This is a genomic window from Azohydromonas lata NBRC 102462 (genome assembly GCF_001571085.1).
GTDB lineage: Bacteria > Pseudomonadota > Gammaproteobacteria > Burkholderiales > Burkholderiaceae_C > Azohydromonas > Azohydromonas lata.
Window position 1 is genome coordinate 1 of record NZ_BCTC01000090.1, and the last position, 26,405, is coordinate 26,405.

Here is a 26,405-nt window from a genome sequence, read left to right on the forward strand (position 1 = left end):
TGGCTGCCTGGAGTGCGGCAGTTGCCGGGTGATCTGTACCGAACACGCCAACGTCGCCTGGGAGTATCCCCGCGGCGGGCACGGCATCCTGTTCAAGTTTGGTTGAAGGAGAAACCATGGCCAAGCCACTACGTCACGTCTTCGTCTGCAGCCAGCAGCGCCCGCCCGGCCACCCCCGCGGCTCCTGCGCCGCCAAGGGCGCCTCGCCGCTGCTGCAAGCCTTCTGGGGCGAGCTGCAAAAGCGCCAGGCCTACGACAAGATCGCCATCACCTACTCCGGCTGCCTGGGCCCGTGCGACAACGGCCCCAACGTGCTGGTGTACCCGGAAGGCGTGCTCTACAGCGGCGTGAGTGCCGCCGACGTGACCGAGATCTTCGACAGCCACCTCGAGGGCGGCCAGCCCGTCGAGCGCCTGCTGGCCGAGGCCGGCACCTGGTAAGCGTGAAATAAGTCGCGGCGGCAACGAGCCGCGTTCAGTACCCGCCGGGCGCTGGCGCGGATCGTGCACCCGCGGCGGCTGTAGTCAAGCCAGTTGGGGAGCCAAGGAAATGGAATCCGCTCACAAGGGACGCTTCGCCAAGGACCGCATGGCCGTGGCGGTCATGGTGGACCTGGCCATGCTGGCCCAGCACGGCCCCGTGCCGCTGGAAAGAATCAGCCAGCGCCAGCGCGTGTCGCCTTACGGGCTGGAGCTGTTGTTCAGCCAGCTCAGGCGCCACAAGCTGGTGCGTTTCACCCGCGGGCGCGAAGGCGGCTACGAGCCCGCGCGCCGGCCGGACGAGATCACCGTGGCCGAAGTGGTGCTCAGCGTGAAGGAGCCGCCCGACCGGCGCAGCACCTTCAGCGCCGAAGGCCGCGTCGGCGACAACGCCGGCAAGTGCCTCACGCAGGAGCTCTGGGCCGGGCTGGAGGAAGTGATGCACGGCGTGCTCGCGTCCGTCACCATCCAGGACCTGCTCGACCAGCGCCCGCTCAGCGCCGCCGCCGCGGGCACCCAGCCGCCCGTGGAATCGGTGCTGCCGCGGCAGGCCATCGCGCTGCCGCGGCGCGACGAGCTGCGCAGGGCGCTGCCCGTGGCGCGCACGCAGGCGTCCAACCAGGCGCTGTCGGAAAGCGTGGCATGAACCTGGCGACCGACGACTTCACCCTCTTCGGCCTGCCGCAACGCTTCGCACTGGACCGCGCCGCCGTGGACGAGCGCTGGCGCGCCCTGCAGGCCACCATGCACCCGGACAACGTGGCCAGCGCCAGCGCCGCCGAGCAGCAGGCCGCCACGCAGTGGGCCGTGCGCATCAACGAGGCGCGCGAGCGCCTGAAGAGCCCCGTGCAGCGCGCCGCGCTGCTGTGCGAGCTGCGCGGCGTGTCCATGGACGCGCGGGCCGGCCGCAACGCCGTGCCCATGGCCTTTCTCGTGCGGCAAATGAGCTGGCGCGAAACGCTGGACGAGGCGCGTGGCGCCGAAGCCGTGGAACGGCTGGACGCCGAGGTGGCCGCCCACGAGCGCGAGACGCTGGAAAACCTGCGCGTGCTGCTGGACGAGCGCAACGACACCGCCGCCGCCGCCCAACTCACCTGGGTGCTCACCTACATCGCGCGGCTGCGCGACGCCATCAACGAACGGCTGGACGCGCTGGACGCCTGAGCAGCCCGCTTGGCCCCGAGGGAGAACGCACATGGCGCACCTGCGCTTCTACGAAAAACCCGGCTGCGGCGGCAACGCCAGGCAGCGTGCGCTGCTGGAAGCCGCCGGCCACACGCTGGAACGGCACAACCTGCTCACCGAGCCCTGGACGCGCGAGCGGCTGCTGCAGTTCCTGGCGCCGCTGCCCGTGCCGCAATGGTTCAACCGCGCCGCGCCGCGGGTGAAGAGCGGCGAGATCGTCCCGGAGGCGCTGGACGCCGAAGCCGCCCTGGCAGCCCTGCTGCTGGAGCCGCTGCTCATACGCCGCCCGCTCATGGAACGCGCCGACGGCGCCCGGCTGGTGGGGTTCGATACGGCCGAGGTGGAGCGTTTCGCCGGCCTGTCGGCGCCCGCCGCATTGCCCGCGTCGCTGGAAGGCTGCGCCGCCGCGGCCCACCCGGAAAAGAAGATGAGCTGCGCGTCGTCCTGACACCGCGTTGCGCCAATGCAACGCCCACGGCCCGCCGGCCCTCCGGCGGGCCGTTGTCATTGGGCAGTCGGCCAGCCCGGCTTGTAAGCGTTGGCACATGTCGTGCATAACGGTGCGTAATGCAGTCGACTTCATTACGTTTGTCGCCAATGTCGCAAAACCGCCGAGGTGGCGGCAGGGCGCGGGCGGGGCGGCTGCAGCGCACCCACGCTTGAACCTGTCCGGAGGATCTGATTGATGAACCCGTTGCGCCGCTTGATGGCCACCGCTGCCCTTTGTGCCCTGGCTGCCGCCCCGCTGATGGCCTCGGCCCAGCAGCTCACCGTGTCGGCGGCCGCCAGCCTCACCGAGGCCTTCCGCGAGATAGGCGCGCGCTTCGAGGCCCACAAGCCCGGCGTGGCGGTTCGCTTCAACTTCGCCGCGTCGGGCGTGCTCATACAGCAGATCGTCCAGGGCGCGCCGGTGGACGTGTTCGTGAGCGCTGATCAGGAGACCATGGACCGCGGCGTCAAGGAGAAGGTGCTGGATGCGGCCACCCGGCGCGATTTCGCCGGCAACACCGTGGTGATGGTGGCGCCGGCCCAGGGCGCGGCGGTGCCGGCAACGCTGGCCGACCTGGCCAAGCCGGAGGTCAGGCGCATTGCCGTCGGCAAGCTCGCCACCGTGCCGGTGGGCCGCTACACGAAACAGGTGCTGGACGCCGCCCGGCTCTGGGAGCCGCTGGAGCCCAAGCTCGTGTATGCCGACAGCGTGCGCCAGGTGCTGGACTACGTGGCGCGCGGCGAGGTGGAGGCGGGCTTCGTCTACCGCACCGACGCCGAGCTGATGAAGGACAAGGTGCGCGTGCTGCTCACCGCGCAGGGCCACACGCCGGTGACGTACCCGGCCGCCGTGGTCAGCGACAGCCGCCAGGCGGCGCTGGCGCGCGAGTTCGTGAATTTCCTGTTCACCACTGAGGCCCAGGGCGTGCTTGCGCGCTACGGCTTCAGCAAGCCCTGAGGCGGCACCGGCATGCGAGCAGGCACCGGCCCCGCGGCGCGAGGGCGCTCACCAGACCTTGACGAGCTCCAGCCGCCGCAGCCCCTGCACGTAGCGCGGGCCGGTAGCCACGTCGTGGCGCGAGAAGAGCACGAAGCAGCCCTTGTCGCCGGGCAGCGGCTGGCCGTCCTGCGCGTAGGCCACGACGATGCCGCGGCCCAGGGGCGAATTGAAGATCTCGCCCCAGGAGTACAGCGCGCGGTAGCCACCGCGCCCCTCGGCGACGAGGGCCATGCGCTTGAAATCCACGCGCTGCTCGAAGGCCGGCTGCGCCTGCATGAGCAGGTCGCCCACGAACACCGCGCGCAGGGGCGGCAGCACGCCGTGCGAGCCGTCCCAGGTGCAGATGACGTCGAAGTCCTGCACCAGCGCGCCTTCGAGCGCGTCGAGATGGCGGGCCGTGACCTCCAGGGGCTTCAGCACGCAGCCCTCCACGCGCACCGAGGTGGCCAGCATTTCCGGCTCGCCCGTGGCGGACGCGGCGTCCTTGGCGCAGGAATCGACGATGGCGATGGTCATGGCGGGCTCCCGGTGAAGGCACAGCCTCGCGGGCTGCGTTCAAGATTATCCCGGCCCTGGCGGCCCAACGGCCGTGCCGCAACGCACACCGGACCAGAATGCAGCCCCCGCCGCACTCACGACACAAGACAGCCCCATGCACGACGCCAGCCTGCTTTCCGGCGACCTCAAGCTTGCCGGACGCCTGGACGCCCGCTTCTTCGCGCTGCTGGAAGCCATAGAAGCCACCGGCTCCATCAACCGTGCCGCCGCCACGGCCGGCTACTCCTATCGCGGCGCCTGGCTGGTGCTGGACTCCGCGGCCAATCTCGCCACGCAGCCGCTGGTGCAGCGCACCGTGGGCGGCGCGCGCGGCGGCGGCTCGCGGCTCACGCCCACGGCGCAGGCGCTGCTGGCGGCCTGGCGCGAGCTGCAGGCCGCGCACCGCGAATTCCTGCGCGAGCGCGAAGACTGGTTGTTGCAGCAACCGGCCCTCTGCGGCGTGCTCAAGCGGCTGTCGGTGCGGGCCACGGCACGCAACCAGTTCGCGGGCACGCTCACGTCGGTGGACATTGGGCCGGCCACGGCGCAGGCCACGCTGCGGCTGCCCGGCGGCCAGGAGATCACGGCCACCATGACCGAGCGCGCCGCGCGGGATCTGGGCGTGGCGCTTGGGCGCGAGGCCATCGCCATGATCAACGCCTCCTCCGTCACGCTGGTCACGGATTTCGGCGGCTACGTGCTGTCCGCGCGCAACCAGCTCGCCGGCACGGTGTCGCAGATCGACAGCGGGCAAGTCGCCTCCCTCGTGTACCTGACGCTGCCCGGCGGCGCCGTGGTCACGGCCTCGGTGAGCAACGAGGCGGCGCAGGAGCTTGCCATCGGCCAGGCCGCCACGGCGGTCTTCAAGGCCTACGCCGTGATGCTGGCGCTTGGGCCGGCGCCCGCGGCGCCCTGAGCCGGTGGCGGGCGACGGCGGCCCAGCCCCTGTCGCAAATGTGAGGTTTGTCGGAAATGTCTGAGCTTTGGCAGCAATTCGACACCGCGCCGCTGGCGCTCACGCTGCGCGTGGCGGGCGTGGCCACCGCCGCCGCGCTGGTGCTGGGCGTGGCGCTGGGCTACGTGTTCGCGCGCTCGCGGCTGCCCGGGCGCAGCGTGCTGGAGGCCGTGTGCATGCTGCCGCTGGTGCTGCCGCCCACGGTGCTGGGCTACGCCATCCTGCTGCTCATGGGCCGGCGTGGCGCGCTGGGGCAGTGGCTGCGCGCGCACCTGGACTACACCATCATCTTCAACTGGCACGGCGCGGTCGTGGCCTCGGCGCTGGTGGCGCTGCCGCTGGTGCTCAAGGCCGCCAGCACCGCCTTCGCCCAAGTGGACCGCGAGCTGGAGGCCGCCGCGCGCACGCTGCGCCAGTCGCGCTGGAGCGTGTTCGCGCGCGTGACGCTGCCGCTGGCCTGGCCGGGCATCCTGGCCGGCACGCTGCTGGCCTTCGCCCGCGCCCTGGGCGAATTCGGCGCCTCGCTGATGGTGGCGGGCTCCATCCCGGGGCAGACGCAGACGGCCTCCATGGCCATCTACGACGCCGTGCAGGCCGGGCGGGACGACGTGGCCATGCTGCTGGCGCTGGCCATCTCCGCCATGTCCGTGGCCGTGCTCGTGGCCTCCAACCGCCTCTTTTCCCTGCGCTGACGCCGCCATGGCCCACCCAAGCACGCCAGCCGCGAGCGCCTGCCCCGCCCAAGGCGCGCACGGCGCGCCGCATTCAAGCACCGCATCCCGAAAGGCTTGCATGATCGACGTTGCCGTGGCGCTGTCGGTGAGCGATGGCCGCCGCCGTTTCGAGCTGGACGTGCGCTTTGCCAGCCAGGCGCCGGTGGTGGCGCTTTACGGCCCCTCCGGCGCCGGCAAGTCGCTCACGCTGCAGGCCATGGCCGGGCTGCTCCGGCCCGCGGCCGGGCATGTGCGCGTGGGCGGCCAGACCTGGTTCGACGCCGCCGCCGGCGTGGACGTGCCGGCCCAAGCGCGCGGCGTGGGCTACCTCTTCCAGCACTACGCGCTGTTTCCGCACCTGAGCGTGCGCGAGAACGTGGCCTTTGGGCTGACGACGTGGCGCCGGCGCCTGTCGGCCGCCGACGCCGCGCGCGTGGACGAGCTGCTGGAGTCCTTCGGCCTGGCGGCACTGGCGCACAGCCGCCCGCGCACGCTCTCCGGCGGGCAGCAGCAGCGCGTGGCCCTGGCGCGGGCGCTGGCCTGCAAGCCCCAGGTGCTGCTGCTCGACGAGCCCTTCGCGGCCCTGAACCCCATGCTGCGCCAGCAGTTGCGCGAGGAACTGGCCGCCGTGCGCGCGCGCTGGGGCATCCCGGCGGTGATGATCACGCACGACGTGGAGGACGTGCTGGCGCTGGCCAACGTCGCCTACCTCGTGGAAGGCGGCCGCGCCGTGCGCGCCGTGGACCTGGACCAGGCCGAAAGCCGCGAGCTGGCCGCATCCGCCCTGCTGCCCGCCCCATCACGCCCGCCACGGCCGCAGCAGGCGCGGCTGCGCACGCTGCTGTCCACGCGCGACGCGGCCTAGGCGCACATCCTGCATCACCTCCCCGGCAATACCCCAGGGCAGTACCCCGCTGCAGTACCCCACTGCAGCACCCCGTTTACCCACACGGCCCCACAGCGGGCCCAACCAGCAAGGAGCTCTCATGAAAACCTCTGCCCGCAACCAATTTCCCGGCAGCGTCGTTGCCGTCAACCAAGGGCCGGTGACGGCGCAGGTCACCCTGGGCCTGGCCGGCGGCATGGAGATCACCGCCTCCATGACGAGCGCGGCCGCCGAGCGGCTGGGCGTGGCAGTGGGCCAGCAGGCCATGGCGCTGGTGAAGTCGTCCGAGGTGGTGCTGGTCACGGACTTCGCCGGCTACAAGCTCTCCGCGCGCAACCAGCTCACCGGCACCATCGCCTCGCTGCAAAGGGGCTCGGCCGTGTCGCTGGTGGGCGTGACGCTGCCGGGCGGCCTGGGCGTCACCGCCAGCGTCACCAACGACGCGGTGGACGCGCTGGGCCTGAAGGTCGGCCAGCAGGCCACGGCCGCGTTCAAGGCCTATGCGGTGATGGTGGCGGTCAAGGCCTGACGCCGCCAGGGCCGCGGGCCGCGGCGGCGGGCCACGTTGCGCGGTCAACGCAATGGGGCCGCCGGCGGCACGCTCCCTGCTATTGCAGCGCCTTTCCCTCCCTGCGGCCCAAGCCGCCCAAGCCGCCATGACCCCATCGCGCCGCCCGCTTTCCGACGACTTGTTGCGCGCGCTGCTGCACGAGGACGCGCCGCACGGCGACCTCACCTCCGACACGCTGCCGCTGGCAGGGCAGGGGGCGGTGGCCTTCACGGCGCGCGGCGACATGACGCTCAGCGGCGTGGAGGAGGCGGCGCGGCTGTTCGAGCTTTGCGGCGCCACGGCGCAGGCCGTGCTGCCCTCCGGCGCGCCGGCCCGCGCGGGCGACGCGCTGCTGCACGCGCAAGGCGCCCCCCGCGCGCTGCTGCTGGCGTGGAAAGTGGCGCAGACGCTGGTGGAGGGCATGTCCGGCATCGCCGGCGCGGTGCGCCGCATGCTCGACGCGCTGCGCGAGGCCGGCTGCGACGTGCCGCTGGCCTGCACGCGCAAGAGCTTCCCGGGCACGCGGGCCATCGCGGCGCGTGCCGTCAAGGACGGCGGCGGCGTGATGCACCGCCTGGGGCTGTCGGAAAGCCTGCTCGTCTTCCCCGAACACCTGCTCTTCCTGGCCGAGGCCGACCGCCTCGCGGCGCTGGCCGCGCTGCGCCGCGCGCAGCCGGAAAAGCGCCTGGTGGTGGAGGTGGGCTCGGCCGACGCCGCGCTGGCCGCGGCCCGCGCCGGGGCCGAGGTGCTGCAGCTCGAACGCTTCACGCCGCAGGCGCTGGCCGCGCTGCGCGCGTCGCTGCAGGCCGCGGGGCTGCAGCCGCGGCTGGCGCCGGCCGGCGGCGTCAACGCCGGCAACGCCGTGGCCTACGCCGCAGCCGGTGCCGACCTGCTGGTGAGCTCCGCCCCGTATTGGGCCGCGCCCGCCGACGTCCAGGTCCGTTTCGAGCGCCGCGCCGACGCGTGATCCGGCCCAAGCGGCATTCCTTCACAACCGTCGATGCCGGCCACCCGGCGTTTGCCCCTACGATTTTTGATTCACATTCAGCAACTCACCGACCTTCCATGATTTCTGCGCCGGACGTCGACAGCCCGCTCCCGGTGGACGAGTCCGGCCTGTACCTGACGCACGGCCACACGCCGCCTTGCGGCGCCTGCGCGGCGGTGCCTCTGGACCCCGCCACGGAGCTGCCGGTGGTGGACATGGCGCGCGCGCTGGAGGACTTCGACAACGACGCCGCCGCCGTCAACGGCCTGCTGCACGACTTCCTGGGCGACAGGGCCGCCTGCCTGCGCCAGCTCGCTGCGCTGCAGGGCGCCACGGGCTCGCAGGCGCGCGCCCTGGTCCACGACCTGGCCAACACGCTGGATGCCGGCTGGTGCCGCATGGCGGCCCTGGTGCTGCGCAGCCACGAAGATCGGCTGCGCGCCGACGCCACGGCCGCCCTGGCCGACATCGCCGCCGAGGTCGAGGCCACCGTGCTCAAGGCCTTCGACGGCGTGCGGCGGCAGCTCGCGCACTGCCTGCCTTGCCCGCTCAGCGCGCGGGCCTGACGCCCGGGGGCCCGGGGGCCGGATTCAGCCGCCGGCCGGCGCGGCGCCGCCGGACGACGCTTCCAGGCCCACGACGAGCGCGTCCACGAAACCGGCCAGGCGCTGCAGGGCCAGCGGCTTGCGGTAGCAGAGCACGTGGCGATCCAGGCCGCCGTGGGCCTGGATGTCGGCGTCCGACAGCGCCGTGGTCGCCAGGATGCGCAGCCCCGAAGCATCGAAGCTGCGCCGCACCGACTTGATCAGCTCGAAGCCGTCCAGCGGCTGCATGGCCAGCTCCGTCACCAGCAGGTCCGGCATGCGGCGCGCCATGCTCACCAGCGCGTCGGTGGCGCTTTCCACCACCACCAGCTCCAGCGCCGCCCCCCATTCGCCCAGGAACTTCTCCACCGCGCGCGCCGTGGCGGCGTTGGGCTCCACCAGCAGCACGCGCAGCGGGCGGCGCGCCGGTGCCGCCGCGGTCGTGCGCCCGCGCGTGAACTTCAGGATGGACTGCAGCGGAATGCGCCGGTGCCCGCCCTCGGTGCGCCAGGCCTCCAGGTCGCCGCGCTCCACCATCTTCTGCACCGTCGCCACCGACACGCGCAGCATTTCCGCGGCGTCCTTGGTGCCTACGACCTCGGCCGCGTCGCGTGCGGGCGCCGCGCAGGAGCCGGGGCTGTCACTTTCAGTCGTTGCGGGCATGGCTCAAGAAAGAGAGAAAAGGCGTTGCGCCCATGTTGAACTGAAAGTGCCAGGCCGGGAGAGCCCTCACAGGAAACCGAGGGACGATCCTACCCACGAACGGGGAGGCCGATGTTTCAGCTTATGTTTTGCAAAAATGAAAACTGCACATCGATAGGAGATCAATTTTTTCGATCTCAACTATCAGTTGTAACCGAGAAGAAGCGCACGCCCACACCGCATGCGCCGCAGGGCAAGGGCGCGGCAGCCCCGCCTGCAGCGCGGCCTTCCCGATCGGTTTAGTTCGTGAACTTTGACAGGGTTGATGCTGATTTACTCTGCAAAGAAACAACATGCATCACCGGCAAAACTGACAGACATACTCACAAACTGATATCATTTCATTTAGCTTTCAGTTTTAGCTCCAGCCCTGCGGGCACGAATCCACCCCACACAGACATGAGCTCCAAGTTCCAGCCCAAGAAGCAAAAGCGTGCCGCCGGCCGAGCCGGCAAGGCTGTGACCGCAGGCGTCATGTTTGCCGCAGCGCAAGAGCTGCTGGCCAGCAAGTCCGTGGTGGACCCCATGCAACTGGCTGCGCTGCCGCCCGCACCCGCGCTGGACGAAGGCGCCGCCGTGGCGGCAGCCGCGCTGGCCCAGGTGGAAGCCGTGGCCGTGGACCTGGACGTGCCGGCGCAAAGCCCCCAGGCCGCAGAGCCCGAGGTGTCCGCGGAGCTGGCCGACCTGCTGGCCCAACTCGCCGATGGCGACGCCACAGCGGAAGCCCCCGCGGTGGACGAGTCCGCGCTGGACGAACCCGTGCTGCTGGCACAGGCCAGCACTGCCGACGCCGCCGTGGCCGCCGCCGAGCCGCAAGCCGCTGCCCCCGAGGCCGCATCGGCCGGCACCGGCGCCGAAGCCGCCGCCTTCCAGATGTCGCCGCAGTTGGCCCTGGTCGGCGGGCTGGGCCTCATCGGCGCAGCCGCTGCCCTGAGCGGCGGCGGTTCGTCCGACTCGCAGCCGGTACCGACCAACACGCCAGCGCCGACCAGCACGCCGGCGCCCACGACCCCGCCGACGCCCACGGAAGCCCCCACGCACGAGGTGAGCGGCCGCGTCATCGACGGCCCGGTGCAGCACGCCCGCGTGTTCTACGACGCCAACGGCGACGGGGTGTGGAACGACCTCAACGGCAACAATCAGTGGGACGAGGGCGACGAATACTTCACCTTCACCGACGAGAGCGGCAACTTCAAACTGGCCGGCTTCACTGCCACCACCGCAGGCCGCATCGTGGTCGAGGCCGGCGGCATCGACAGCGAAACCACACTGGCCGTGGGTACGCTCATGGCCGCGGTCAACGGCAGCGCCGAAGGCGTGATCGTTTCGCCGCTGTCGCTGATGCTGGCGCTCAACCCCGGGATGACCCAGGCGGACCTGGCCAAGGCGCTGGGCCTGGACCTGCCCGCCGGCGTGGACCTGCTGCACTTCGATCCCATCGCCGAAATGGAGGGGGACAACGCGGCCCTGGCCATACAAGTGTTTGCGGCGCAGCAGCAGCTCTACGCGCTGGTGGGTGCCATCTCCGAGCTGTCGGCCGGCGCTGACGGCGTGGTCAGCCCCGCCGAGCTGCAGGCGGCCCTGGCGGCCGTGGGCAATGCGCTCAAGACGACGGGCAACCTGCACGACGCCATCCACGCCGCCGTCGCGGCCGTGGTCAGCGATGCCGGCCAAGTGGACCACATCACGGAGGCGATCCAGTTCATCTCGGACGCTATCCACACGGCCTACACCAAGACGACCGGCGACCTGACGCTGGCCAGCGCACGCGTCCTGGTGGCTTCCGGCGACACCTCTGATCCGAACTACAAGCTTGCGTGGGACATGCTGGCGGACGCGCGGGCCGCGGCGGCGGTGTCGCAAAGCACGCTGCTGACGATGGTGTCCACCGTGCAACACGGCGGCACTTACAGCGTGGAGCAGCTGCAGTCCGCCATCAACAACCAAGTCGAGCACTACCACAACGTCGCCGGCCAGTTGACGGCGGCGCAGGTGGGCAAGGTGGTCAGCGGCGGCGACGACGCACTGGACCTGCTGGTGCAGCAACTGCACTCCGCCGGCATCGAGCAGATCAGCCTGAGCGCCGAGCAGGTCACGACGCTGACCACGGCGCACCACGATCTGGACTTTGCCGCGGGCACCGACGTGGTGGTCACGGGCACAAGCTTCCTGGGCGCGGCCGTAGCCGGCGGCGCGGGCGTGGCCTCGCTGCTGGGCGCGGCCGACGTGGCCGTGGCCCTCACCGGCGCGGAGGTCGCCGCCATCGCCGGGCGCAGCGACGCCTCGCTGGACGACCTGGTGGAAAAGCTCCAGGGCGCCGGCATGGACACGCTGCAGCTCAGCGCCGCCCAGGTCAACCAACTGGCGCACGCCAGCACGCACCTGGACTTCGACGCGGGCACCGCGGTGGACATCGGCAGCAACTTCCTGAACGGCACGGCCAGCCAGGCCGAGCTGGGCCGGCTGCTGGGCCAGGCCGACGTGACGGTGCACCTGACGCAGCAGGACGTGGACAAGGCCATTGTCGGCGGCGACGCGGCGCTGGCCCGCACGGTCGACGCGCTGCACCAGGCCGGCATGGACGTGCTGGCCCTGGGCGACCATGAAGTCGCCTCGCTGGCGCATGCGCACCTGCATCTGGCCGCCGGCACCGACGTGAGCGTCACCGGCACGCACTTCCTGAGCGCGGGCACCGCCACCGACGACGAGCTGCATGCCCTGCTGCAGGACGCCAACGTCACCGTGCACATGACCAACGGCGACCTGGCCCAGGTGCTGAAGGCCACGACCGACGACGCGCAGCTCGACGCGCTGACTACCCACCTGCACGACGTGGGCGTGGACGCGCTGGCGCTGGACGCGGGCCAGGCCCTGGCCCTGGCCGACGCGCCGCAGCACTTCACGCTCAACGACGCGCTGCAAGTCCAGCTCAACGACGCGCTCACGCTCGCCAACGCCGCCAGCCCCGCCGAAATCACCGCGCTGCACAACCTGCTGGCCGGCGCCGATGTCAGCGCCGAGCTGGACGTGGCCGACCTGCGCCAGCTGCACCTCAACAGCACCGACGAGCTCGGCAGCGCCATCTCCTCGATGGAAGCCAAGCTCGATGCCATGGGCGTGGAGCACCTGGAGATCAGCGACGAGCTGGCCGATGCCCTGGCCGAGGCCGGCGTGCGCTTCGCGCCCTCGCATGACGAGTCGATGCCCATCGTGGGCAACGACCACTTCGGCCAGGACGTGGTGGTGCGTGCCCAGGCCGACGTGGCCGGTGGCGACACCGCCTACCTGCAGGCCTCGCTGCAGGAGCTGCAACAGTTGGGCGCGGACCACGTGGAGGGTGCCGGCGGCGTCAAGCACATCGAGTTGGCGATGTCCAATTCGACCGGCACGGTGCAGGACTTCACGCTCAGCGACCTGCCGAGCTTCGAAGCCGCGGCCAATGTGGACCTCGTGGTGACAGACTCCGACATGGCCCTGCTGTTCAGCGGCGATCATTTCGCCGAGAACCTGCAGGCCCTCAGCGCCGCGCATGTGGACAGGTTGCTGTTGTCCGGGCAGTCCGAGACGGCCGGTCAGTTGAACGCGGAACATGCCGCGCTGCTGAACCAGTTGCACCTCACCTTCGCCCAGGCCAACCTCGACCAGACCCAGGTGCAGCTGCTGGGCCTGGGCGACGAGCCGGCCCACACGCTGGACCCGTTCAACAAGCACCCGACGCAGAACAGCTGATCTTCGTCCTGACCGGCGCGCGACGGCCTCGCGCCGCGCGCGCCATCCAGCCCTCTTCCGGCAACGGAAGAGGGCTTTGCCACTCCAGGACGGCCCAAAACCGTCAACCGCGGAACCGCCATGCAAGCATCCGAAACCCCGCCCCCAACAAGCAGTACCCCGGTGGGAGAGGTGCTGCAGCGGTGCAAGCGCAGCTTCTGGGCCATCGCCGTGATCAGCGTGATCGTGGAGCTGATGTCGCTGGCGCCCATCGTCTACATGTGGAACGCCTTCGACCGCGTGCTGGCCAGCCGCAGCGTGGTGACGCTGGTGTCGCTGACCACGCTGGTGGTGGGCGTGTACCTGTTCTGGTCGGCCATGGACCACGTGCGCTCGCGGCTGCTGGTGCGGCTGTCGCTGCGCGTGGACTGGGAGCTGGCCGCTGAGGTGTTCGACGCGTCCTTCCGCCGCAGCGTGGGCCGGCGCGCGCTCAACGTGCAGCAGGTGATGGCGGACCTGCTGGAGCTGCGCCAGTTCCTGGGCGGGCGCGGCGTGATCGCGATGCTGTCCGCGCCCTTCGCGCTGGTGTTCATCATCGTGGGCGCGGTGTTCCACCCCTTCCTGGCGGTGTTCTCGCTGGTCTCCGCGGCCGTGATGTTCATCGCCGCGCTGGTCAACCGCCGCATCACCACCGCGGCCATCAAGGCCGCCAGCGACGCCAACCAGCAGTCCATGCACCTGGCTGGCGCCACGCTGCGCCAGGCCGAGGCCACGCTGGCGCTGGGCATGATGCCGGCTCTGCGCCGGCGCTGGCACCGCAAGCACCGCGAGTTCCTGTCGCTGCAGGTCAACTCCTCCGACGCCGCCGGCGTGGGCCAGGGATTCACCAGCTTCCTGCAAAACAGCTTTGCTTCGCTGGGCATGGCGCTGGGCCTGTTCCTGGCCATCGAAGGGCTGATCTCCGGCGGCATGGTCATGGCCGCGAGCATGCTCATCGCGCGCTCGGTGTCGCCGCTGCAGCAGTTCATAGGCAACTGGCCCAGCTACGTGCGCGCGCGCCAGGCCATGGACAGGCTCAACCTGCTGCTGGCCGAGGACGGGCGGCGCGAGCAGCAGATGGCGTTGCCCGCGCCCGTTGGGCGGCTCACGGTGTGCGGCGCCAGCGCGACGGCGCCCGGCACGGGCAAGACGGTGCTCAGCGGCGTGGACTTCGAGCTGGAGGCCGGCCAGGTGCTGGCCCTGGTGGGCCCCAGCGCGGCGGGCAAATCCACGCTGGCCAAGCTGCTGGTGGGCGTGTGGAAGCCGGCCGAGGGCTCGGTGCGGCTGGACGGGGTTGAAATCTCCGACTGGAACCACGACGAGCTGGGCCCGCGCATGGGCTACGTGCCGCAGGAGGTGGAGTTCTTCGAAGGCAGCGTGGCCGAGAACATCGCGCGGCTGGGCGACGTGGACGCCGGCAAGGTGGTGGTCGCCGCGAAGCTGGCGGGCATGCACGACACCATCCTGGGCTGGCCGCAGGGCTACGACACCCTGTTGGGCGACGGCACGGGCTTCGCCCTCTCCGGCGGGCAGCGCCAGCGTCTGGCCATCGCCCGCGCGCTCTACGGCGAGCCGGCCTACATCGTGTTCGACGAGCCCAATGCCAATTTGGACGAGGCCGGCGAGCAGTCCCTGATCAACACGGTGGTCACGCTGCGCGAGCGCGGCGTGACGGTGGTGCTGAGCACGCACCGCCCGCGCGTCATCGGCGTGGCCGACCGCATGCTCGTGCTCAAGCAGGGCCGCCAGGTGGGCTTCGGCACGCCGCGGGACCTGTTTGCCGCCGTGGGCGCCAAGGCGGCGCCGCCCCAGGGCAAGGTGGCCGCAGCGGCCCCGGCGCCAGGGCTGCCGCCGGCTCCGGCCAGCCATCCAACCGGCGACGCCCCGGCCCGGGCCGCCGCCACCGTGACCGGAGATGCCGCATGAGCGCGCTGGTGCAACGCCTGCGCGGCTGGGCCGCCGGCTGGAACCCCTACGACCCCGCGCACCTCACGCCCAAGGGCGAGGGCATAGAGCCCGTGCTGCTGGAGGAAAGCCAGGTGCGCCGCTCGGCCGTGCGCATCGTCGTCGTCACCTTCGCGCTGTTCTTCGCCTGGGCCGTGCTCGCGCCGCTGGATGCCGGCGTGGTGATGGAGGGCAACGTCACCGTGGCGGGCAACCGCAAGTCGGTGCAGCACCTGGGCGGCGGCGTGGTGCAGGAGCTGCTGGTGCGCGAGGGCGCGCAGGTGCACCAGGGCGACGTGGTGCTCAAGGTCAACCCGCTGGACAGCGAGGCCAACCTCACCGGCGCCGAGCTGCAGTACATCAACCTGCTGGCCACCGAGTCGCGGCTGCTGGCCGAGCGCACGGGCAGCGAGATCCGCTGGAAGCCGGAGCTGGCGCAGTTCGGTGCCAGCGACACCCGCGTGGCCGAGGCCAAGATGGTGCAGCTCCAACTGCTGGGCTCGCGCCGCGCGGAGCTGGAGAGCCAGCAGCACATCCTGCGCGAACAGCTCACCAGCCAGCAGGCCCAGGCGCAGAGCATGGTCAAGGTCATCACCGAAAAGCGCAGCCAGCTGGAGCTGGTGGCGCGCGAGGCCCGCAACACCGTGCAACTGGCCAAGGAGGGCTACGTGCCGGAGTCCAAGGCCAACGAGGTGCTGCGCACCCAGAGCGCGCTGCAAAGCGACATGGCCAACCTGGCCGCCGAGGCCAGCCGCACGCAGGCCTCCATTGCCTCCACGCAGTTGCAGGCGGCGCAGCAGCGCAGCGCCTACCTCAAGGACATAGACAACCAGCTCTCCGAGCTGCAGAAGAACCGCGAGGCCTTCCTGAGCCGCGTGGAGTCGCTCAAGTTCGCGCGCAACCTCACCGAGGTGAAGGCACCGGTGAGCGGCACGGTGGTGGCGCTCAAGGTCAACACCGTGGGCGGCGTCATCTCCGCCGGGCAGGTGCTCATGGAGATCGTGCCCGCGGGCGGCAAGCTCATCGTGGAGGCGCAGGTGCCGCCGGTGTCCATCGACAAGGTCAAGCAGGGCCTGCCCGCCGACCTGCGCTTCTCCGCCTTCAACCAGCGCAACACGCCGGTGATACCGGGCGTGGTCAAGCTGGTGGGCGCGGACAAGGTGACCGAGCCCAACGGCAAGGGCGAGTTCTACCTGGCGCAGATCGAGACCACCGAAGACGGCCTCAAGCGCCTGGGCGAGCACCGCATACAGCCGGGCATGCCCGTGGAGGTGATCGTCAAGACCGGCGAGCGCAGCTTCATGAGCTACCTGGTCAAGCCGCTGACGGACCGGTTCGCGCGCAGCTTCAAGGAGGACTGACCTGCCTCGGGTCTGCCGCTTTCGATTTCCTTTCAAATGCCGCCGCGCCGTGAAATGTGCCCGCTTGGGAAGGTGCGCACCTGTTTTCTCGGAAAACTAAAAATTCAATAATCCAAACTCCGTAGTACCGGGCCGGCCGTCAATATCCCGGACGGGTTTGCCTTGCAGATGACAAACAACGTCTTGAAGCGTTCGCTTCAAATCTCCGTTCTGTTTCTCGCCGCCGGCGTGGTGAGCGTGGCCCAAGCGCAGACCTTTGCCGAGTCGGTACAGGCTGCGCGGCGCGCCGATGCGCAGTTCAGCGCTGCGCTGGCCGCGGCGCAGAGCCGCCGCGCGACCTCGCGCCAGTCGGCCGGGGCGTTTTATCCGGTGGCCTCGGTCAATTACAACTCGGCCGACCCCAATTACGGCGGGCGCAACAGCCGCACCATTGCGCTGCAGCAGCCGATATTGAGTTACGACCGGTATCTCACGCTGCAGCAAAGCGACCCGCTGGCCGCGCTGGCTGATGCCGAAGAGGCGCAGGCCGAAAATGAAATGACGCTGCGGGTATTTGCCGCGATGGCCGACATCGTGCGCAACCGCGAGCAAATACGCGCCCTGGGCGTGCAGATCGAAGGGCTGGAGGAGCAGTTGCGCCGCGCCACCCGCATGCGCGAGCTGGGCCAGGGCACCGTGACGGAGGTGAGCGACTTCCAGGTGCGCGTGGCCGCCGCGCAGGCCAACCGCGTGAACCTGCGCAACGCGCTGCAGGCGGCCGAGCGCAGCTACACGCTGCTGACCGGGCTGCGCGCCAACGTGGCGGCGCTGCAGGTGGACGTGCCGGCTTGGGCAGACCCGCGCGAGCCGGACGCCGTGGTGGCCCAGGTGCGCGACGACTCGCCGCAGTCGCGGGTGGCCAGGCTCAACGTGCGGCTGGCCGAGATCGCGGCCAAGCGGGTGCCGGCGCAGTACATGCCGCAGGTGGCGGCGCAACTGGCGAACACGCAGGTGCCGGGCTACACCCAGACCAACACCTCGCGCGTGGCCGTGACGCTGACGGCACCGCTGGGCAGCAGCCCCTACTACGACTACCAGCGCGCCGCAGCCGACCTCGCCAAGGCGCAGGACAACCTGCGCTTTGCCCAGGACACGCAGGCCAACGAAGCCACGCGGCTGCTCAGCGCCATCCGCTCCTACCGCGACGAGGTGCAGATTCGCCGGGAAGCCGTGGAAATCGCGCGCCAGTCGGTGGAGGCCAACATCAAGAGCTACCAGGGCGGCGTGAAGACCAACATCGACGTCATCAGCAGCTACCAGGCGCAGGCGGATGCGGAGGTGGGGTTGGTGAATTCCAATATTTCGCTGAGCGAAGCGCAGCTTCGCCTGGGGCTGCTGACCAGCACCGCCCCAGCCGCCGCGCGGCCCTAAGGCGCGCAGTCAAGGCAGGCCGCCATGCAGCCCAAGGCCCCCATGCACGCCGGTGCCCGTGCCAACGCGGGCGTTTCGGTGCCGGCGCCTGCGGGCGTGCGCGTGCTGCTCGCATTGGGCGTGGACAACGCGCTGGTGCTGGTGCTGGCGTGCACGCCGGAGTTCGGCGAACTGCGGCACGTGGGCCGCTATGCGGACGACCCACTGCCACGCCTGGTGGGCGATGCGGCTTATTTTCAATCCACTCCGACCCGGCTTGGGCCGACGCTGTACACGCTGGTGCTCGACTGGCCGGGCCAGGCCACTGGCCCGGTGGTGCTGGGCTGCGTCACCGCGGCCCGCCGCAAGCCCTTGCTGCCCGCGCAGGTCCAGGCCTGGGCCGAGTTGACGCAGGACCGGTTGCGCGAGCTGCTGTGGCCGCTGCGCCAAGTGCTGGCGCCTGCCTTCGCCCGCGTGTTGCCGCCCACGCATGCGCTGCACGCCTGCCTGGCCGGCGCGCTTCGCTCGCAGCCCAAGGCACCGGCCGTGGCGGGCCACTTCGACGGCTTCGTGGACGGATTCGCGCAGGGCTGGGCCTGGAACGCGGCGAGCCCGGCGCAACAGCTCAAGGTGGAAATCCTGCACCGTGGGCAGGTCGTCGCCCGCGGGTATGCAGACCACCACTGTGCCGACTTGGCCGCCCAGGGCTTGGGCGACGGCCGCCACCACTTCAGGCTAAAGCTGTCGTATGAACTTTTCGACGGCCAGGCGCATGAGCTGACTGCTCGCGTGGCGGGCGCGGCGGCGCCCTTGCCGGGCAGTCCGCGGCTGGTGCAGCTCCCTCGCGAAGCAGCGCCTGCTTGGCCCTTGATGACGCGCTCCGAGGCCATGAATCAGATGGCCGCGCTGGCGCAAGCGCTGCGGCCCGGGCAGGCCGAGGCCGAAGCCGCGCTGCTGCGCTCCATGTCCGAAGCCAGCCTGGCGCAGGAGACCGGCCAGCCAGCAATGGCCCGCGCCGCGTATGCGCAGCTGCTGCAGCTGCTGGGCCCCAACGCGCTTTGTTATCGCCGAATCGCGGAAACCTGGCAGCTGCAGCAGCGCCCCGAGGCCGCCCGCGCAGCTTATGAGGCGGCGCTGCAATGCGAACCCGCCAGCCTCATCGAATCGCAAGCACAGGCTGCACCACAGGCACCCAAGACGAAAAACCAGTTGCGGCGCTTGAATACGCGCCCGGCTTGACCAAGAGAAAGCCATGAATATCTTGTGCATCACGGGAGCGCCAGAGACGGCTCTCCAGAACATCAACAACATGCTGCAGTTGGCCGGCATGGCGGCTCCCAAGAAGCTGGACCGCCAAGTTGCACTGGACCTCGCGGGTTGGCACAAGAAGGCGCTGGGACGAAGCCGGGACGCAACTGGCGGCAGTCAACCCGGGCGCCTCTGGGATCAGTTGGCAGCAGACCTGTTCCTGGCCAACATCGACGTGCCGCTGTGGGGCTGGAGCGATAAGCGCAGTACCGCACTGCTGCAGTATTGGGCCGACTTTGAACCCGGCGTGCGCTTCGTGCTTTTGTGCGACACACCTCGACAGGCCCTGAGTCGGTTGATCCTTCAAGCCCCGTCCAACGTTGACGTGGCATTGGAGTTGAGAAACTGGCATGCCACGCATCAAGCGCTGCTGAGCTTTCACCTGCGTCATCCCCAACGCAGCGTGCTGCTGTGGTCTCAAGAAGCCGTCCAGAAGCCAGAGGCGCTTCTGCAACAGTTACGTGATCAATGGTCGCTGGAGCTGGCTTCACCTGAGCTGCCCGCAGGTCAGGCCCCGGAGCCCGATGCGCTGGTGCAACATCTTGCGCAAAATATGTTCTTGCAGTACCCGGAGTTCGAGCCGTTGTTGCAGGAACTTGTGGTCAGCGTAACGCCACTGTCTCAGACATCACCTGACGAAGAGCAGCTTGCCGAGACTGATGGCTCCAACCCGCAAGAGCTGTTGAACGCTTACCGCGTTCTTGCTGACCGAAGCGCCGAGCAGCAGTCTCTTGCTGCTGCCCTTAATTCTCATGAGCGTGAGCTGCGCCAAGCCCATGAGCAGACACAGGCAGTGGCTGCGCACAACAAAGCGCTTGGTCAACAACTGGCACAGGTTCGCTCCGAACGCGAAGAGCAGACGCTAGGGCGCCAACGCGCAGAGGCCGAACTGGCCGAGGCAAAGCACACCCTGGAGCTGCATGGACAACAGCTCAGCCAAGCACAGCAGGAGCTGGAAGCCGCGCTTGCTAGACTCAAGAGTCACGAAAAACGCTTGTCGCAAATTTCTCAGCAATTGTCCGTTGAGCAACAGGGCCATGCGCAGGTGCGGGCTACTCTAGAAGCTGAGAGGGCGGCAACGTTGCAGAAGCAGCTGGCTGCTGAGAAATGCATTGCTGAATCGAAGCAACAGTTGCACGCAGAGCAAAAGAGCTGCTCACGAGCCCAAACGCAAGCGCTGCAAGCGCAAGAGGAAAGTCTGGTGCTGCAGCAGCAATTGCAGCAAACCCAAGAGGAACTGGAAACCAGCTTCCTGCAGCAGTGCAAGCTGCAGGACCAGCTCAAGACCGTGCAGTCAAGCCTGCAGCGCGTGCTGCAGCGTAACCCGGACTACTGCGATTTCGAGATGCTGGAAAGCCTGTCCAGCCCCACGGATCACCCCCATGAAGCGCACTGGCGCGTGCGCGGTCTCTACGCAGGCAGCCGCCAGTACCCACAAGTCGACTTCTTCACCGTGCTGCACCAAGGCTCGTTTGGATTGGGCATCGAGCGGAAAGTGGGCGATTCTTCGCCGCTGCAGCACTGGCCTACCGACGTGGCCGAAGGCGGCCGCCTAATCCTGAAAATTGAGCGCGACCCTAAGCAGCTCAAAGCCTTGGTGGCAATGCTGATGGAACTCAGCACCAGCGACTGGGACTTGCTGCAAGCCTTGCCCAAACTCCTGGCAGCTCAGCCAGGTACGCTGACTGCCGAGTGGGCCACCGCTTTACAACAGCATCGGCTGCTGATGGACAGGTGGCCGCCTGCATTGCGCTTTGACACCGTGCGGCTTGTCAGAGAGCAAGTCAACGTTGACTACGAGCATTTATGGCTGCGGCTAGGGGACGTCTCGTTCGGCGCACAGCGATGGCCACACCTGGAGTTCCGGCTTGCATGCGCCAACACGCAAGAAGGTCAATTCGGCCAGCACCCAAAACTGGAATTCCCTGCTTCGGCCCAGTCCGTGTTCAAGGGCTGGTTCGAAGAATCCGCAGACGATTTCGGTCCGAAGCTGGAACTTCGCTTTGCGATGCCTGTAAGCATGGACCGTAAGGTATGGGCGCGGCTGCCCGCCGCTGACCAGCAACTCGTCACCGCGTTGCTGGCCGTGCTACCGCGGCTGCTTGCCTCGTTGCCCGCGGCAGGCATAAGCACGCAGCGCGCCATCCAGCAATGGCAAACCATGGCGACGAACATGTTGCGCGTGCTTCGTGAACTCACGGCACCGCTGCGCAGGGCAACACCACCTGCCGTGGCCGTTGCTTCGCCGATTACCGCACCGATGGCGCTGGAAACTGCGTATGCCAAACCCATGGTCCAAGCACTGGCTGCAGCGTCGTCAAGCCTTGCAACACCCGCGGCAGCACAGACAGATCCAATGCGCCGGCCCGCGCAAACCAAATCCGGCACTCAAGCCAAGCCGAGTACGCCTCGAAAAAAAACGGCACCACGTAAAGCCAAGGCAGTGCGCGCATAAATGTGCCGCCGATTTCCATAAAGATCGCCACTTATTTGTTTTTCTCAGATGTGCTCACCAACAATTTTCCTATGTATGCGGGCCTTTGAACTAATTCAATGTTTGCCTTTGGCACACAGTCAAAGGAGTGGTGAGCTTGCGGGCACTGGATTTTCCAGTAATCGCTACGGGAGTTTAAATTGAAAAATAAAGCGATTTCAGCCACTGTTATTACGTCCGCGAATCCGTTTGCCCGTCAAGATTATCAGCGCGCCTGCCTTTCAGCATGGCGAGAATTGGATTTCAAAGTAGTTTCCTGTAATTCTGCCACCGAACGTGTCGCGGCGGAGAAAGAGTTTGGCTCAATTGCCGAGATATTTGAAATATCCGAGTCTGCGAGCGCCAAAGAACTGCATGGAAAAAATGTGCCGCGGATTATGCCTGTTTTACATTTGGCAATGCATCACTACAAACCGGGCATGCTGTTTTTAGCCAACTCAGATATTTATCCCAATCTGACAGGCCTACCGCACCTTATGTTGTCGCGTGATGGCGCCTATGCTTTTGCACGCAAGGAAGTACTGACGCTCGCTTCCACACATCGCAGCACACAAATTTACCGCGGTGGCTTGGACGTGTTTGCTATAGGCGCGGACGCTTTGGAGGCCTTGTGGAGGGTGCTATCCAAGGACCCCGTGTCGGAGCGCATGGCTTTTGGCGTGCCGGGATGGGATTACTACATGGCAGCCGGCATACGTCATCAGAATGTGAACGGGCAGATATTAGACGGCCCGTTCTTTCTGCATCAGTCACACTGCACGAGCTATAGCAACGTTGCTGAATTCAATTGGTATATTCCCGCACTCAAGGCGTCCGGTTTTGTCTCGACTGACAACTATGTAGCCGCAGCGGAAGAATTTGCCTCCTATGTCAATGCCCAATGTACAAAGAACGAAGATACAAGCAGGAAGCTTCAGCTTTGCTATGACAGTTTCGTTTTCCGTGACCGGGGCAAAGTTGAGTCGATTCCTTCAGCCCCTATTGAAATATTCAAAATGGTGGCGGAAGATCCGTTACTGGCCGTCTACCTCCCACGGATCAATGAACTGTATTTGCACATCACGACCAACGAAATAAGCCAGTTGGTGCTTTTCTCACACATGGCGGACAGCAATTCAAACGTCAAAAAATTCTCTGACTATCTCAGACTGTTGTACCTTGTCGTTCGTATTCGAAGGGCCACCAAAAGCTTCAACGTTCGGAAATTTTATCCAGTGGGCAATGCGCACAGGGCAGCCATTGAGCAGGTATTGAAAACAAGTGACGCCATGAGCCGCAGGTTCTATCACTTGGATATTGTGTGCAATGAATTGATCGTGCACGGCATCTTGAACAATAATGATTTTGAAGCCATTGCCTTGTCATGCATCAACGATGCAGAACGTCAACTTGTAAATGCAATCCTGTGCAATTTCAATCATGAATAAATCGATCAAGCCTTTGCAGAACACCTCGATACTTCCCTGGGAATCATCGACCACGATCGAGGCAGCAGAACCCAGACTTCCTGGCGTTTCCATCGTCATGCCTGTGTACAACGCCGGGACCTTTATCGAAAAAACGATTCGAAGCCTAATGTTGAACGATTTGTCAGGCTGCGAAGTCATTCTCATGGATGGCGGCAGTACGGACGATACCGTGAGCATCGCAAATCACTACAAGAAGCTTTTTACAAAAATTGTTTCGGAGCGCGACGAAGGTCAATCTGATGCTATTAACAAAGGTTTTGCCATCAGCACAAAACCCATACTTTATTGGCTCAATGGCGACGATATCATACTACCCAACACCTTGGTTAAAGTTAGACGCGAATTTGCTTCGCGTTCCAATGCCGATATCGTCGTCGGCAACGCGTATATGACGGAGCTTGACTTCAGCCCCATCCGCCATTTCAAGTTCCCTCCTGAATGTTTGCGTTTTGAATATTTGCTCAACTATGCACAAAATCATCTTGTGCAACCGAGTGTGTTCTTCAGTCAGCGCGCATGGAAAGCCTGCGGTCCAGTAAAAAAAGATCTGCATTATGCGATGGACGCAGACCTTTTCATTGGCATGTCCCGCAAGTTTGAGATGATTTCAATGGATTTGGATATTGCATACAGCGTATATCACGAAGAATGCAAAACCCGCGGCAAGCGTGCCGAATCCATAGTGGAGTTGGCTATGGTTCAAGCTGCTCACGGCGGTATGACGGAGTGCAAGAATACGCTGAACGTTTTGGTTTCGGAATTTAATGAGCTGAAGAAACGTTTTGACAGCAACGAGTATAGCGGTGCCGCAATCGAGATTCTGAACAGTCGAATAGCGGCCATGGAAAGAGATTGGAAGAAAAATATTGAGCTGGCCATGCGCGCTAAGATTCTGGAGGAATGAAATGAAGATTGCAATGTTGTCGAGCGCATCCGGCGGTGGCGCTGGCATCGCAGCCAAGCGACTTTCGGACGCCTTCAACCAATTACCTGGAATCGATTGTGACTTCATCGAAGCAACGTTGATGGGAGGAATTCCCGAAAGCGTTATTTATCCTGGAAGTGCTTCGAACCGGATGCTAACGGATACTCATTTCACGGGCGAACATTGTGGTTTTGTTAGACAATGGATCGTGGATTTTTTGATGCAATACGACGTGATCAACGTGCAGTGGGCATCGTTTCTCGTCACAACCGCCGAAATTGCAGAAGTGGCTAAAACTGGCAAACCGGTTTTTATCACCATGCACGACTTTTTTTATTCAACCGGTGGCTGCCATTACCAAGCCGGCTGTATGCGCCAAAAGTCGGATTGCGCTGCTTGCCCGCAAGTCAACACTAGTGTTTTCTCGAAGGCAGCTGTCGTCAGCGCGTTCAAGGAAAAGCAAAGCTTACTGTCGCTCCCCAACGTTTTCATATCTGCTCCAAGCAAACACGTGGTTTCAAGGGTGCTGGCCGCTGGACTATCAGATTCAAATAGAACTCGCGTCATTCGAAACGTTTATGTACCTGCCGCAGAGTCTTCAACTGATACCGGCAACACCCACACCGACGCCTCAAGAGTTGCTCGCGTCATGATCATTGCGGACTCCTTGAGCGAGCGGCGCAAGAATTCGGAGCTTGGCTTTTTATCTGTTGCCCTCTTTGCTGAACTATTTGGCAATGTCGAATTGCATCTCGTCGGTCGCGCCAGCCCGGGACTGGTTGAATCAAAATCTAGAATCAAGGTTGTCAGGCATGGGCACATCTCGGATCAAGCACGGCTTGCCGCGCTGTACCAGAAATGCGACGTCATTCTCACTTGCTCCAGCGAAGACAATTGGCCCAACGTGCTGGTCGAAGCCTCGGCATATGGACTGCTTCCGGTCGTTGGCCCCAACCACGGTTGCGAGGAGTTTGTTCGCTACCTTGGCCTGGATTTTGTCGCGGAGGATTATTCGAAGGAAAGTTTTGCGGAACAACTTGTGAGAGCTATTCATTGGCGACGTAAAAATGGGTCTGAGCTGCCTGCGCTTGTTGAACGCGTCAGGTGCGACCATGCCATCGACAAAATTACATCAGAATTTATCGATTTTTTCAGCCAAACAGCATCAAGTCGCGGAGAAATCAGCATGCCAGTCCAAAGCGTCGCTTGACCCTGGCTGCAGAGGAGCTTCTGATCAAGCGCTATAGATTGGCAGCCTACAGACCAATATCATTCCAGAGATAATAATGTTTCTTCTTGACTTGCCATTTCTTGATGCCATCCGTGACTCGGAAAATTTCGAGTATGACGAGTACGTACAGGCTTGTGGCGGCAACTTGGGCAACTTTGCTTTTCGCCGTGCCGTCACACGCATTTTTCAACTAAGCGACTGTACCGTTGGAGACTATTCCAGTTTGGACGGGTTGCGCGCCGTCGGCAAGCAGCCAAAAACCATCGCCATTGCTGCCGCAAACTGGCTCGGTGGCACGCCGGATTTTGAAGAATCAAATTTTTCTCGACACTCGGTTCTGTCAAGAACAAACTGCAATATATTTACTGTTGGACTGGGCGCGCAAGCTTCACTGGGTGTTTCCTCGCTCAAGTTGGGTAAAAATACGCTGGCCTTGGCAAAGTTGCTGTCGGAACGCTGTGAGGTGATCAGTGTTCGAGATGACTTTACTCGCGATGTGTTAGCCGAGCACGGGATCGCTAACGTGATTGTCACAGGGTGTCCCTCCAATTTTCTGAACTTAAACCCTCAATTGGGTGCGGAGGTATCTGAGAAATTTAAAATGCTGGCCAGTTGCAGTTCGTGGACCGATTTTCGAGTTATTGTTTCCGAATTTTCAGGCGACATCGGCCAAGTTAATCCACAGCTTTATGCAACCGCCAAACTGGCAAATGTCGCACGCGCTCACTATGTGCTGCAAACGCCAAAAGCAATTTTCGACCTTAAATCAAAGTTAACGCTGCCAAGCGGGAGTGACTCCATAGGGAATAGTTATGACGAGCAGCCCACCTTAGGACCTTTGCTGCGCGAGCTCAGGCGCCGGTCGATCTTCTTTGCGTCCCTTGACGGCTGGATGGATTTTGCAAGAACTTGCGGGTTCGCAATTGGCTCTCGCATTCACGGCACCGTCATTCCTATGCAAGCTGGCGTGCCTGCTATTTTGGTGGCGCATGACAGTCGCACTATCGGCCTTGCGAAGAAAATGGCGGTTCCCATGATGCTGGAGGAAGAATTTCTTCAATGCGCCAGCTCTTTTCCTCGTCATATTTTTGAGGCAGCGTCACGTACCGTTCTTGATTTTGACGGATGTCGCACGAAACTCGCAGCGGCGTTCAAATACTTTTCGCAGAGAAATGGTCTGGACCTGTCTCAGCAGTTTTCGGATTTTTACGAAGCTCCGGTTGTCGCCCAGATCGCACCGTCATAAACAATCTGGCTGGACAAAATATGAAAAGCTTTTTGCGCGCACACTTGGCATCAGTACCGCTAAATAATATGCATCCATTTTGACGGGCAAATTGTATGCAAGACGGTATTTGAATTACCGGAAACTGAGAACCACTTTGAGCACTGAACGACATCGTATTTTCATCGCCGGCCACCGCGGCATGGTGGGCAGCGCGCTGGTGCGGCGGCTGCAGGCCGGCGGC

General features: G+C 65.4%; 23 protein-coding genes and 1 pseudogene. 22 read left to right on the forward strand and 2 right to left on the reverse strand.

Annotated features, from left to right (window positions below; all coding sequences use genetic code 11):
- The 6 genes and pseudogenes from ALA01S_RS34945 to modA form a co-directional block, all read left to right on the forward strand.
- Positions 1–106, forward strand: a pseudogene (locus ALA01S_RS34945) (ferredoxin family protein); the annotation flags it as partial.
- A 10-nt stretch (positions 107–116) separates the two neighbouring features.
- Positions 117–440 carry a (2Fe-2S) ferredoxin domain-containing protein gene (locus ALA01S_RS23440; RefSeq protein WP_066341613.1) on the forward strand — a complete coding sequence of 108 codons (324 nt, stop codon included), beginning with the start codon at positions 117–119 and terminating at the stop codon, positions 438–440.
- Positions 441–549: 109 nt separating this feature from the next.
- On the forward strand, positions 550–1,125 hold the full coding sequence (locus ALA01S_RS23445) for an Rrf2 family transcriptional regulator (RefSeq protein ID WP_066341615.1): 576 nt from the start codon (positions 550–552) through the stop codon (positions 1,123–1,125).
- On the forward strand, positions 1,122–1,643 hold the full coding sequence (hscB, locus tag ALA01S_RS23450; RefSeq protein ID WP_066341617.1) for a Fe-S protein assembly co-chaperone HscB: 522 nt from the start codon (positions 1,122–1,124) through the stop codon (positions 1,641–1,643). Before ALA01S_RS23445 ends, hscB begins: the two co-directional genes overlap by 4 nt.
- A 31-nt stretch (positions 1,644–1,674) precedes the next feature.
- The gene (locus tag ALA01S_RS23455) at positions 1,675–2,112 is read left to right on the forward strand and encodes an ArsC/Spx/MgsR family protein (protein ID WP_066341619.1); all 438 of its coding nucleotides are present in this window, start codon (positions 1,675–1,677) and stop codon (positions 2,110–2,112) included.
- 237 nt (positions 2,113–2,349) lie between these two features.
- Positions 2,350–3,111, forward strand: coding sequence for a molybdate ABC transporter substrate-binding protein (gene modA, locus ALA01S_RS23460; RefSeq protein ID WP_066341621.1), 762 nt, complete (start codon positions 2,350–2,352; stop codon positions 3,109–3,111).
- Positions 3,112–3,159: 48 nt separating this feature from the next.
- Here modA and ALA01S_RS23465 read toward each other — a convergent pair whose 3' ends face one another.
- Positions 3,160–3,669, reverse strand: a complete 510-nt coding sequence (locus ALA01S_RS23465; protein WP_066341623.1) for a hypothetical protein — start codon at positions 3,667–3,669, stop codon at positions 3,160–3,162.
- A 136-nt stretch (positions 3,670–3,805) separates the two neighbouring features.
- Between ALA01S_RS23465 and ALA01S_RS23470 the strand changes: the two genes are divergently transcribed.
- From ALA01S_RS23470 to ALA01S_RS23495, 6 genes are all read left to right on the forward strand, one after another.
- A complete protein-coding gene (locus ALA01S_RS23470) occupies positions 3,806–4,606 on the forward strand; it encodes a TOBE domain-containing protein (RefSeq protein WP_066341625.1) in 801 nt (266 codons plus the stop codon).
- A gap of 56 nt (positions 4,607–4,662) precedes the next feature.
- Positions 4,663–5,337, forward strand: coding sequence for a molybdate ABC transporter permease subunit (modB, locus tag ALA01S_RS23475; RefSeq protein WP_066341626.1), 675 nt, complete (start codon positions 4,663–4,665; stop codon positions 5,335–5,337).
- Positions 5,338–5,437: 100 nt separating this feature from the next.
- Entirely contained in the window at positions 5,438–6,223 is a 786-nt protein-coding gene (locus tag ALA01S_RS23480) for an ABC transporter ATP-binding protein (protein WP_066341628.1), read from the forward strand.
- 121 nt (positions 6,224–6,344) lie between these two features.
- Positions 6,345–6,773, forward strand: coding sequence for a TOBE domain-containing protein (locus ALA01S_RS23485; RefSeq protein ID WP_066341630.1), 429 nt, complete (start codon positions 6,345–6,347; stop codon positions 6,771–6,773).
- Positions 6,774–6,900: 127 nt separating this feature from the next.
- Positions 6,901–7,761, forward strand: coding sequence for a ModD protein (modD, locus tag ALA01S_RS23490; protein WP_066341632.1), 861 nt, complete (start codon positions 6,901–6,903; stop codon positions 7,759–7,761).
- A gap of 98 nt (positions 7,762–7,859) precedes the next feature.
- On the forward strand, positions 7,860–8,348 hold the full coding sequence (locus tag ALA01S_RS23495) for a hypothetical protein (protein ID WP_066341635.1): 489 nt from the start codon (positions 7,860–7,862) through the stop codon (positions 8,346–8,348).
- A 24-nt stretch (positions 8,349–8,372) separates the two neighbouring features.
- On the opposite strand, the gene ALA01S_RS23500 is transcribed toward ALA01S_RS23495, so the two are convergent.
- Positions 8,373–9,029: a helix-turn-helix domain-containing protein gene (locus tag ALA01S_RS23500; RefSeq protein WP_066341637.1), complete on the reverse strand. Its 657-nt coding sequence runs from the start codon at positions 9,027–9,029 to the stop codon at positions 8,373–8,375.
- A 438-nt stretch (positions 9,030–9,467) separates the two neighbouring features.
- On the opposite strand from ALA01S_RS23500, the gene ALA01S_RS23505 reads away from it, so the two are divergent.
- The 10 genes from ALA01S_RS23505 (at position 9,468) to ALA01S_RS32145 (ending at position 26,182) form a co-directional block, all read left to right on the forward strand.
- Complete coding sequence (locus ALA01S_RS23505; protein ID WP_066341640.1) at positions 9,468–12,797, forward strand: hypothetical protein; 3,330 nt, start codon at positions 9,468–9,470, stop codon at positions 12,795–12,797.
- Between the two features lie 120 nt (positions 12,798–12,917).
- A complete protein-coding gene (locus tag ALA01S_RS23510; RefSeq protein WP_084267855.1) occupies positions 12,918–14,741 on the forward strand; it encodes a type I secretion system permease/ATPase in 1,824 nt (607 codons plus the stop codon).
- Entirely contained in the window at positions 14,738–16,120 is a 1,383-nt protein-coding gene (locus ALA01S_RS23515; protein WP_066341643.1) for an HlyD family type I secretion periplasmic adaptor subunit, read from the forward strand. The genes ALA01S_RS23510 and ALA01S_RS23515 overlap by 4 nt, the downstream gene beginning before the upstream one ends.
- A 183-nt stretch (positions 16,121–16,303) precedes the next feature.
- Positions 16,304–17,530, forward strand: coding sequence for a TolC family protein (locus tag ALA01S_RS23520; protein WP_066341645.1), 1,227 nt, complete (start codon positions 16,304–16,306; stop codon positions 17,528–17,530).
- Between the two features lie 24 nt (positions 17,531–17,554).
- A complete protein-coding gene (locus ALA01S_RS23525) occupies positions 17,555–18,748 on the forward strand; it encodes a hypothetical protein (protein ID WP_066341647.1) in 1,194 nt (397 codons plus the stop codon).
- 13 nt (positions 18,749–18,761) lie between these two features.
- Positions 18,762–21,272 carry a hypothetical protein gene (locus ALA01S_RS23530; protein ID WP_066341654.1) on the forward strand — a complete coding sequence of 837 codons (2,511 nt, stop codon included), beginning with the start codon at positions 18,762–18,764 and terminating at the stop codon, positions 21,270–21,272.
- 179 nt (positions 21,273–21,451) lie between these two features.
- A complete protein-coding gene (locus tag ALA01S_RS33415; RefSeq protein ID WP_157119226.1) occupies positions 21,452–22,738 on the forward strand; it encodes a hypothetical protein in 1,287 nt (428 codons plus the stop codon).
- Positions 22,731–23,684 (forward strand): glycosyltransferase, encoded by a 954-nt coding sequence (locus ALA01S_RS32135; protein WP_169805988.1) that lies wholly within the window; start codon positions 22,731–22,733, stop codon positions 23,682–23,684. Before ALA01S_RS33415 ends, ALA01S_RS32135 begins: the two co-directional genes overlap by 8 nt.
- A gap of 1 nt (position 23,685) precedes the next feature.
- Positions 23,686–24,915 (forward strand): glycosyltransferase, encoded by a 1,230-nt coding sequence (locus ALA01S_RS32140; RefSeq protein ID WP_084267858.1) that lies wholly within the window; start codon positions 23,686–23,688, stop codon positions 24,913–24,915.
- Between the two features lie 76 nt (positions 24,916–24,991).
- A complete protein-coding gene (locus tag ALA01S_RS32145; RefSeq protein ID WP_084267859.1) occupies positions 24,992–26,182 on the forward strand; it encodes a polysaccharide pyruvyl transferase family protein in 1,191 nt (396 codons plus the stop codon).
- Positions 26,183–26,405 lie beyond the last annotated feature (223 nt).

Excerpts from the sequence above, each read along its gene's own strand:
- ALA01S_RS23440 (WP_066341613.1), top strand. The coding sequence starts at position 117 with ATGGCCAAGCCACTACGTCACGTCTTCGTCTGCAGCCAGCAGCGCCCG.
- ALA01S_RS23445 (WP_066341615.1), top strand. The coding sequence starts at position 550 with ATGGAATCCGCTCACAAGGGACGCTTCGCCAAGGACCGCATGGCCGTG.
- hscB (WP_066341617.1), top strand. The coding sequence starts at position 1,122 with ATGAACCTGGCGACCGACGACTTCACCCTCTTCGGCCTGCCGCAACGC.
- ALA01S_RS23455 (WP_066341619.1), top strand. The coding sequence starts at position 1,675 with ATGGCGCACCTGCGCTTCTACGAAAAACCCGGCTGCGGCGGCAACGCC.
- modA (WP_066341621.1), top strand. The coding sequence starts at position 2,350 with ATGAACCCGTTGCGCCGCTTGATGGCCACCGCTGCCCTTTGTGCCCTG.
- ALA01S_RS23465 (WP_066341623.1), bottom strand. The coding sequence starts at position 3,669 with ATGACCATCGCCATCGTCGATTCCTGCGCCAAGGACGCCGCGTCCGCC.
- ALA01S_RS23470 (WP_066341625.1), top strand. The coding sequence starts at position 3,806 with ATGCACGACGCCAGCCTGCTTTCCGGCGACCTCAAGCTTGCCGGACGC.
- modB (WP_066341626.1), top strand. The coding sequence starts at position 4,663 with ATGTCTGAGCTTTGGCAGCAATTCGACACCGCGCCGCTGGCGCTCACG.
- ALA01S_RS23480 (WP_066341628.1), top strand. The coding sequence starts at position 5,438 with ATGATCGACGTTGCCGTGGCGCTGTCGGTGAGCGATGGCCGCCGCCGT.
- ALA01S_RS23485 (WP_066341630.1), top strand. The coding sequence starts at position 6,345 with ATGAAAACCTCTGCCCGCAACCAATTTCCCGGCAGCGTCGTTGCCGTC.
- modD (WP_066341632.1), top strand. The coding sequence starts at position 6,901 with ATGACCCCATCGCGCCGCCCGCTTTCCGACGACTTGTTGCGCGCGCTG.
- ALA01S_RS23495 (WP_066341635.1), top strand. The coding sequence starts at position 7,860 with ATGATTTCTGCGCCGGACGTCGACAGCCCGCTCCCGGTGGACGAGTCC.
- ALA01S_RS23500 (WP_066341637.1), bottom strand. The coding sequence starts at position 9,029 with ATGCCCGCAACGACTGAAAGTGACAGCCCCGGCTCCTGCGCGGCGCCC.
- ALA01S_RS23505 (WP_066341640.1), top strand. The coding sequence starts at position 9,468 with ATGAGCTCCAAGTTCCAGCCCAAGAAGCAAAAGCGTGCCGCCGGCCGA.
- ALA01S_RS23510 (WP_084267855.1), top strand. The coding sequence starts at position 12,918 with ATGCAAGCATCCGAAACCCCGCCCCCAACAAGCAGTACCCCGGTGGGA.
- ALA01S_RS23515 (WP_066341643.1), top strand. The coding sequence starts at position 14,738 with ATGAGCGCGCTGGTGCAACGCCTGCGCGGCTGGGCCGCCGGCTGGAAC.
- ALA01S_RS23525 (WP_066341647.1), top strand. The coding sequence starts at position 17,555 with ATGCAGCCCAAGGCCCCCATGCACGCCGGTGCCCGTGCCAACGCGGGC.
- ALA01S_RS23530 (WP_066341654.1), top strand. The coding sequence starts at position 18,762 with ATGAATATCTTGTGCATCACGGGAGCGCCAGAGACGGCTCTCCAGAAC.
- ALA01S_RS32135 (WP_169805988.1), top strand. The coding sequence starts at position 22,731 with ATGAATAAATCGATCAAGCCTTTGCAGAACACCTCGATACTTCCCTGG.
- ALA01S_RS32140 (WP_084267858.1), top strand. The coding sequence starts at position 23,686 with ATGAAGATTGCAATGTTGTCGAGCGCATCCGGCGGTGGCGCTGGCATC.
- ALA01S_RS32145 (WP_084267859.1), top strand. The coding sequence starts at position 24,992 with ATGTTTCTTCTTGACTTGCCATTTCTTGATGCCATCCGTGACTCGGAA.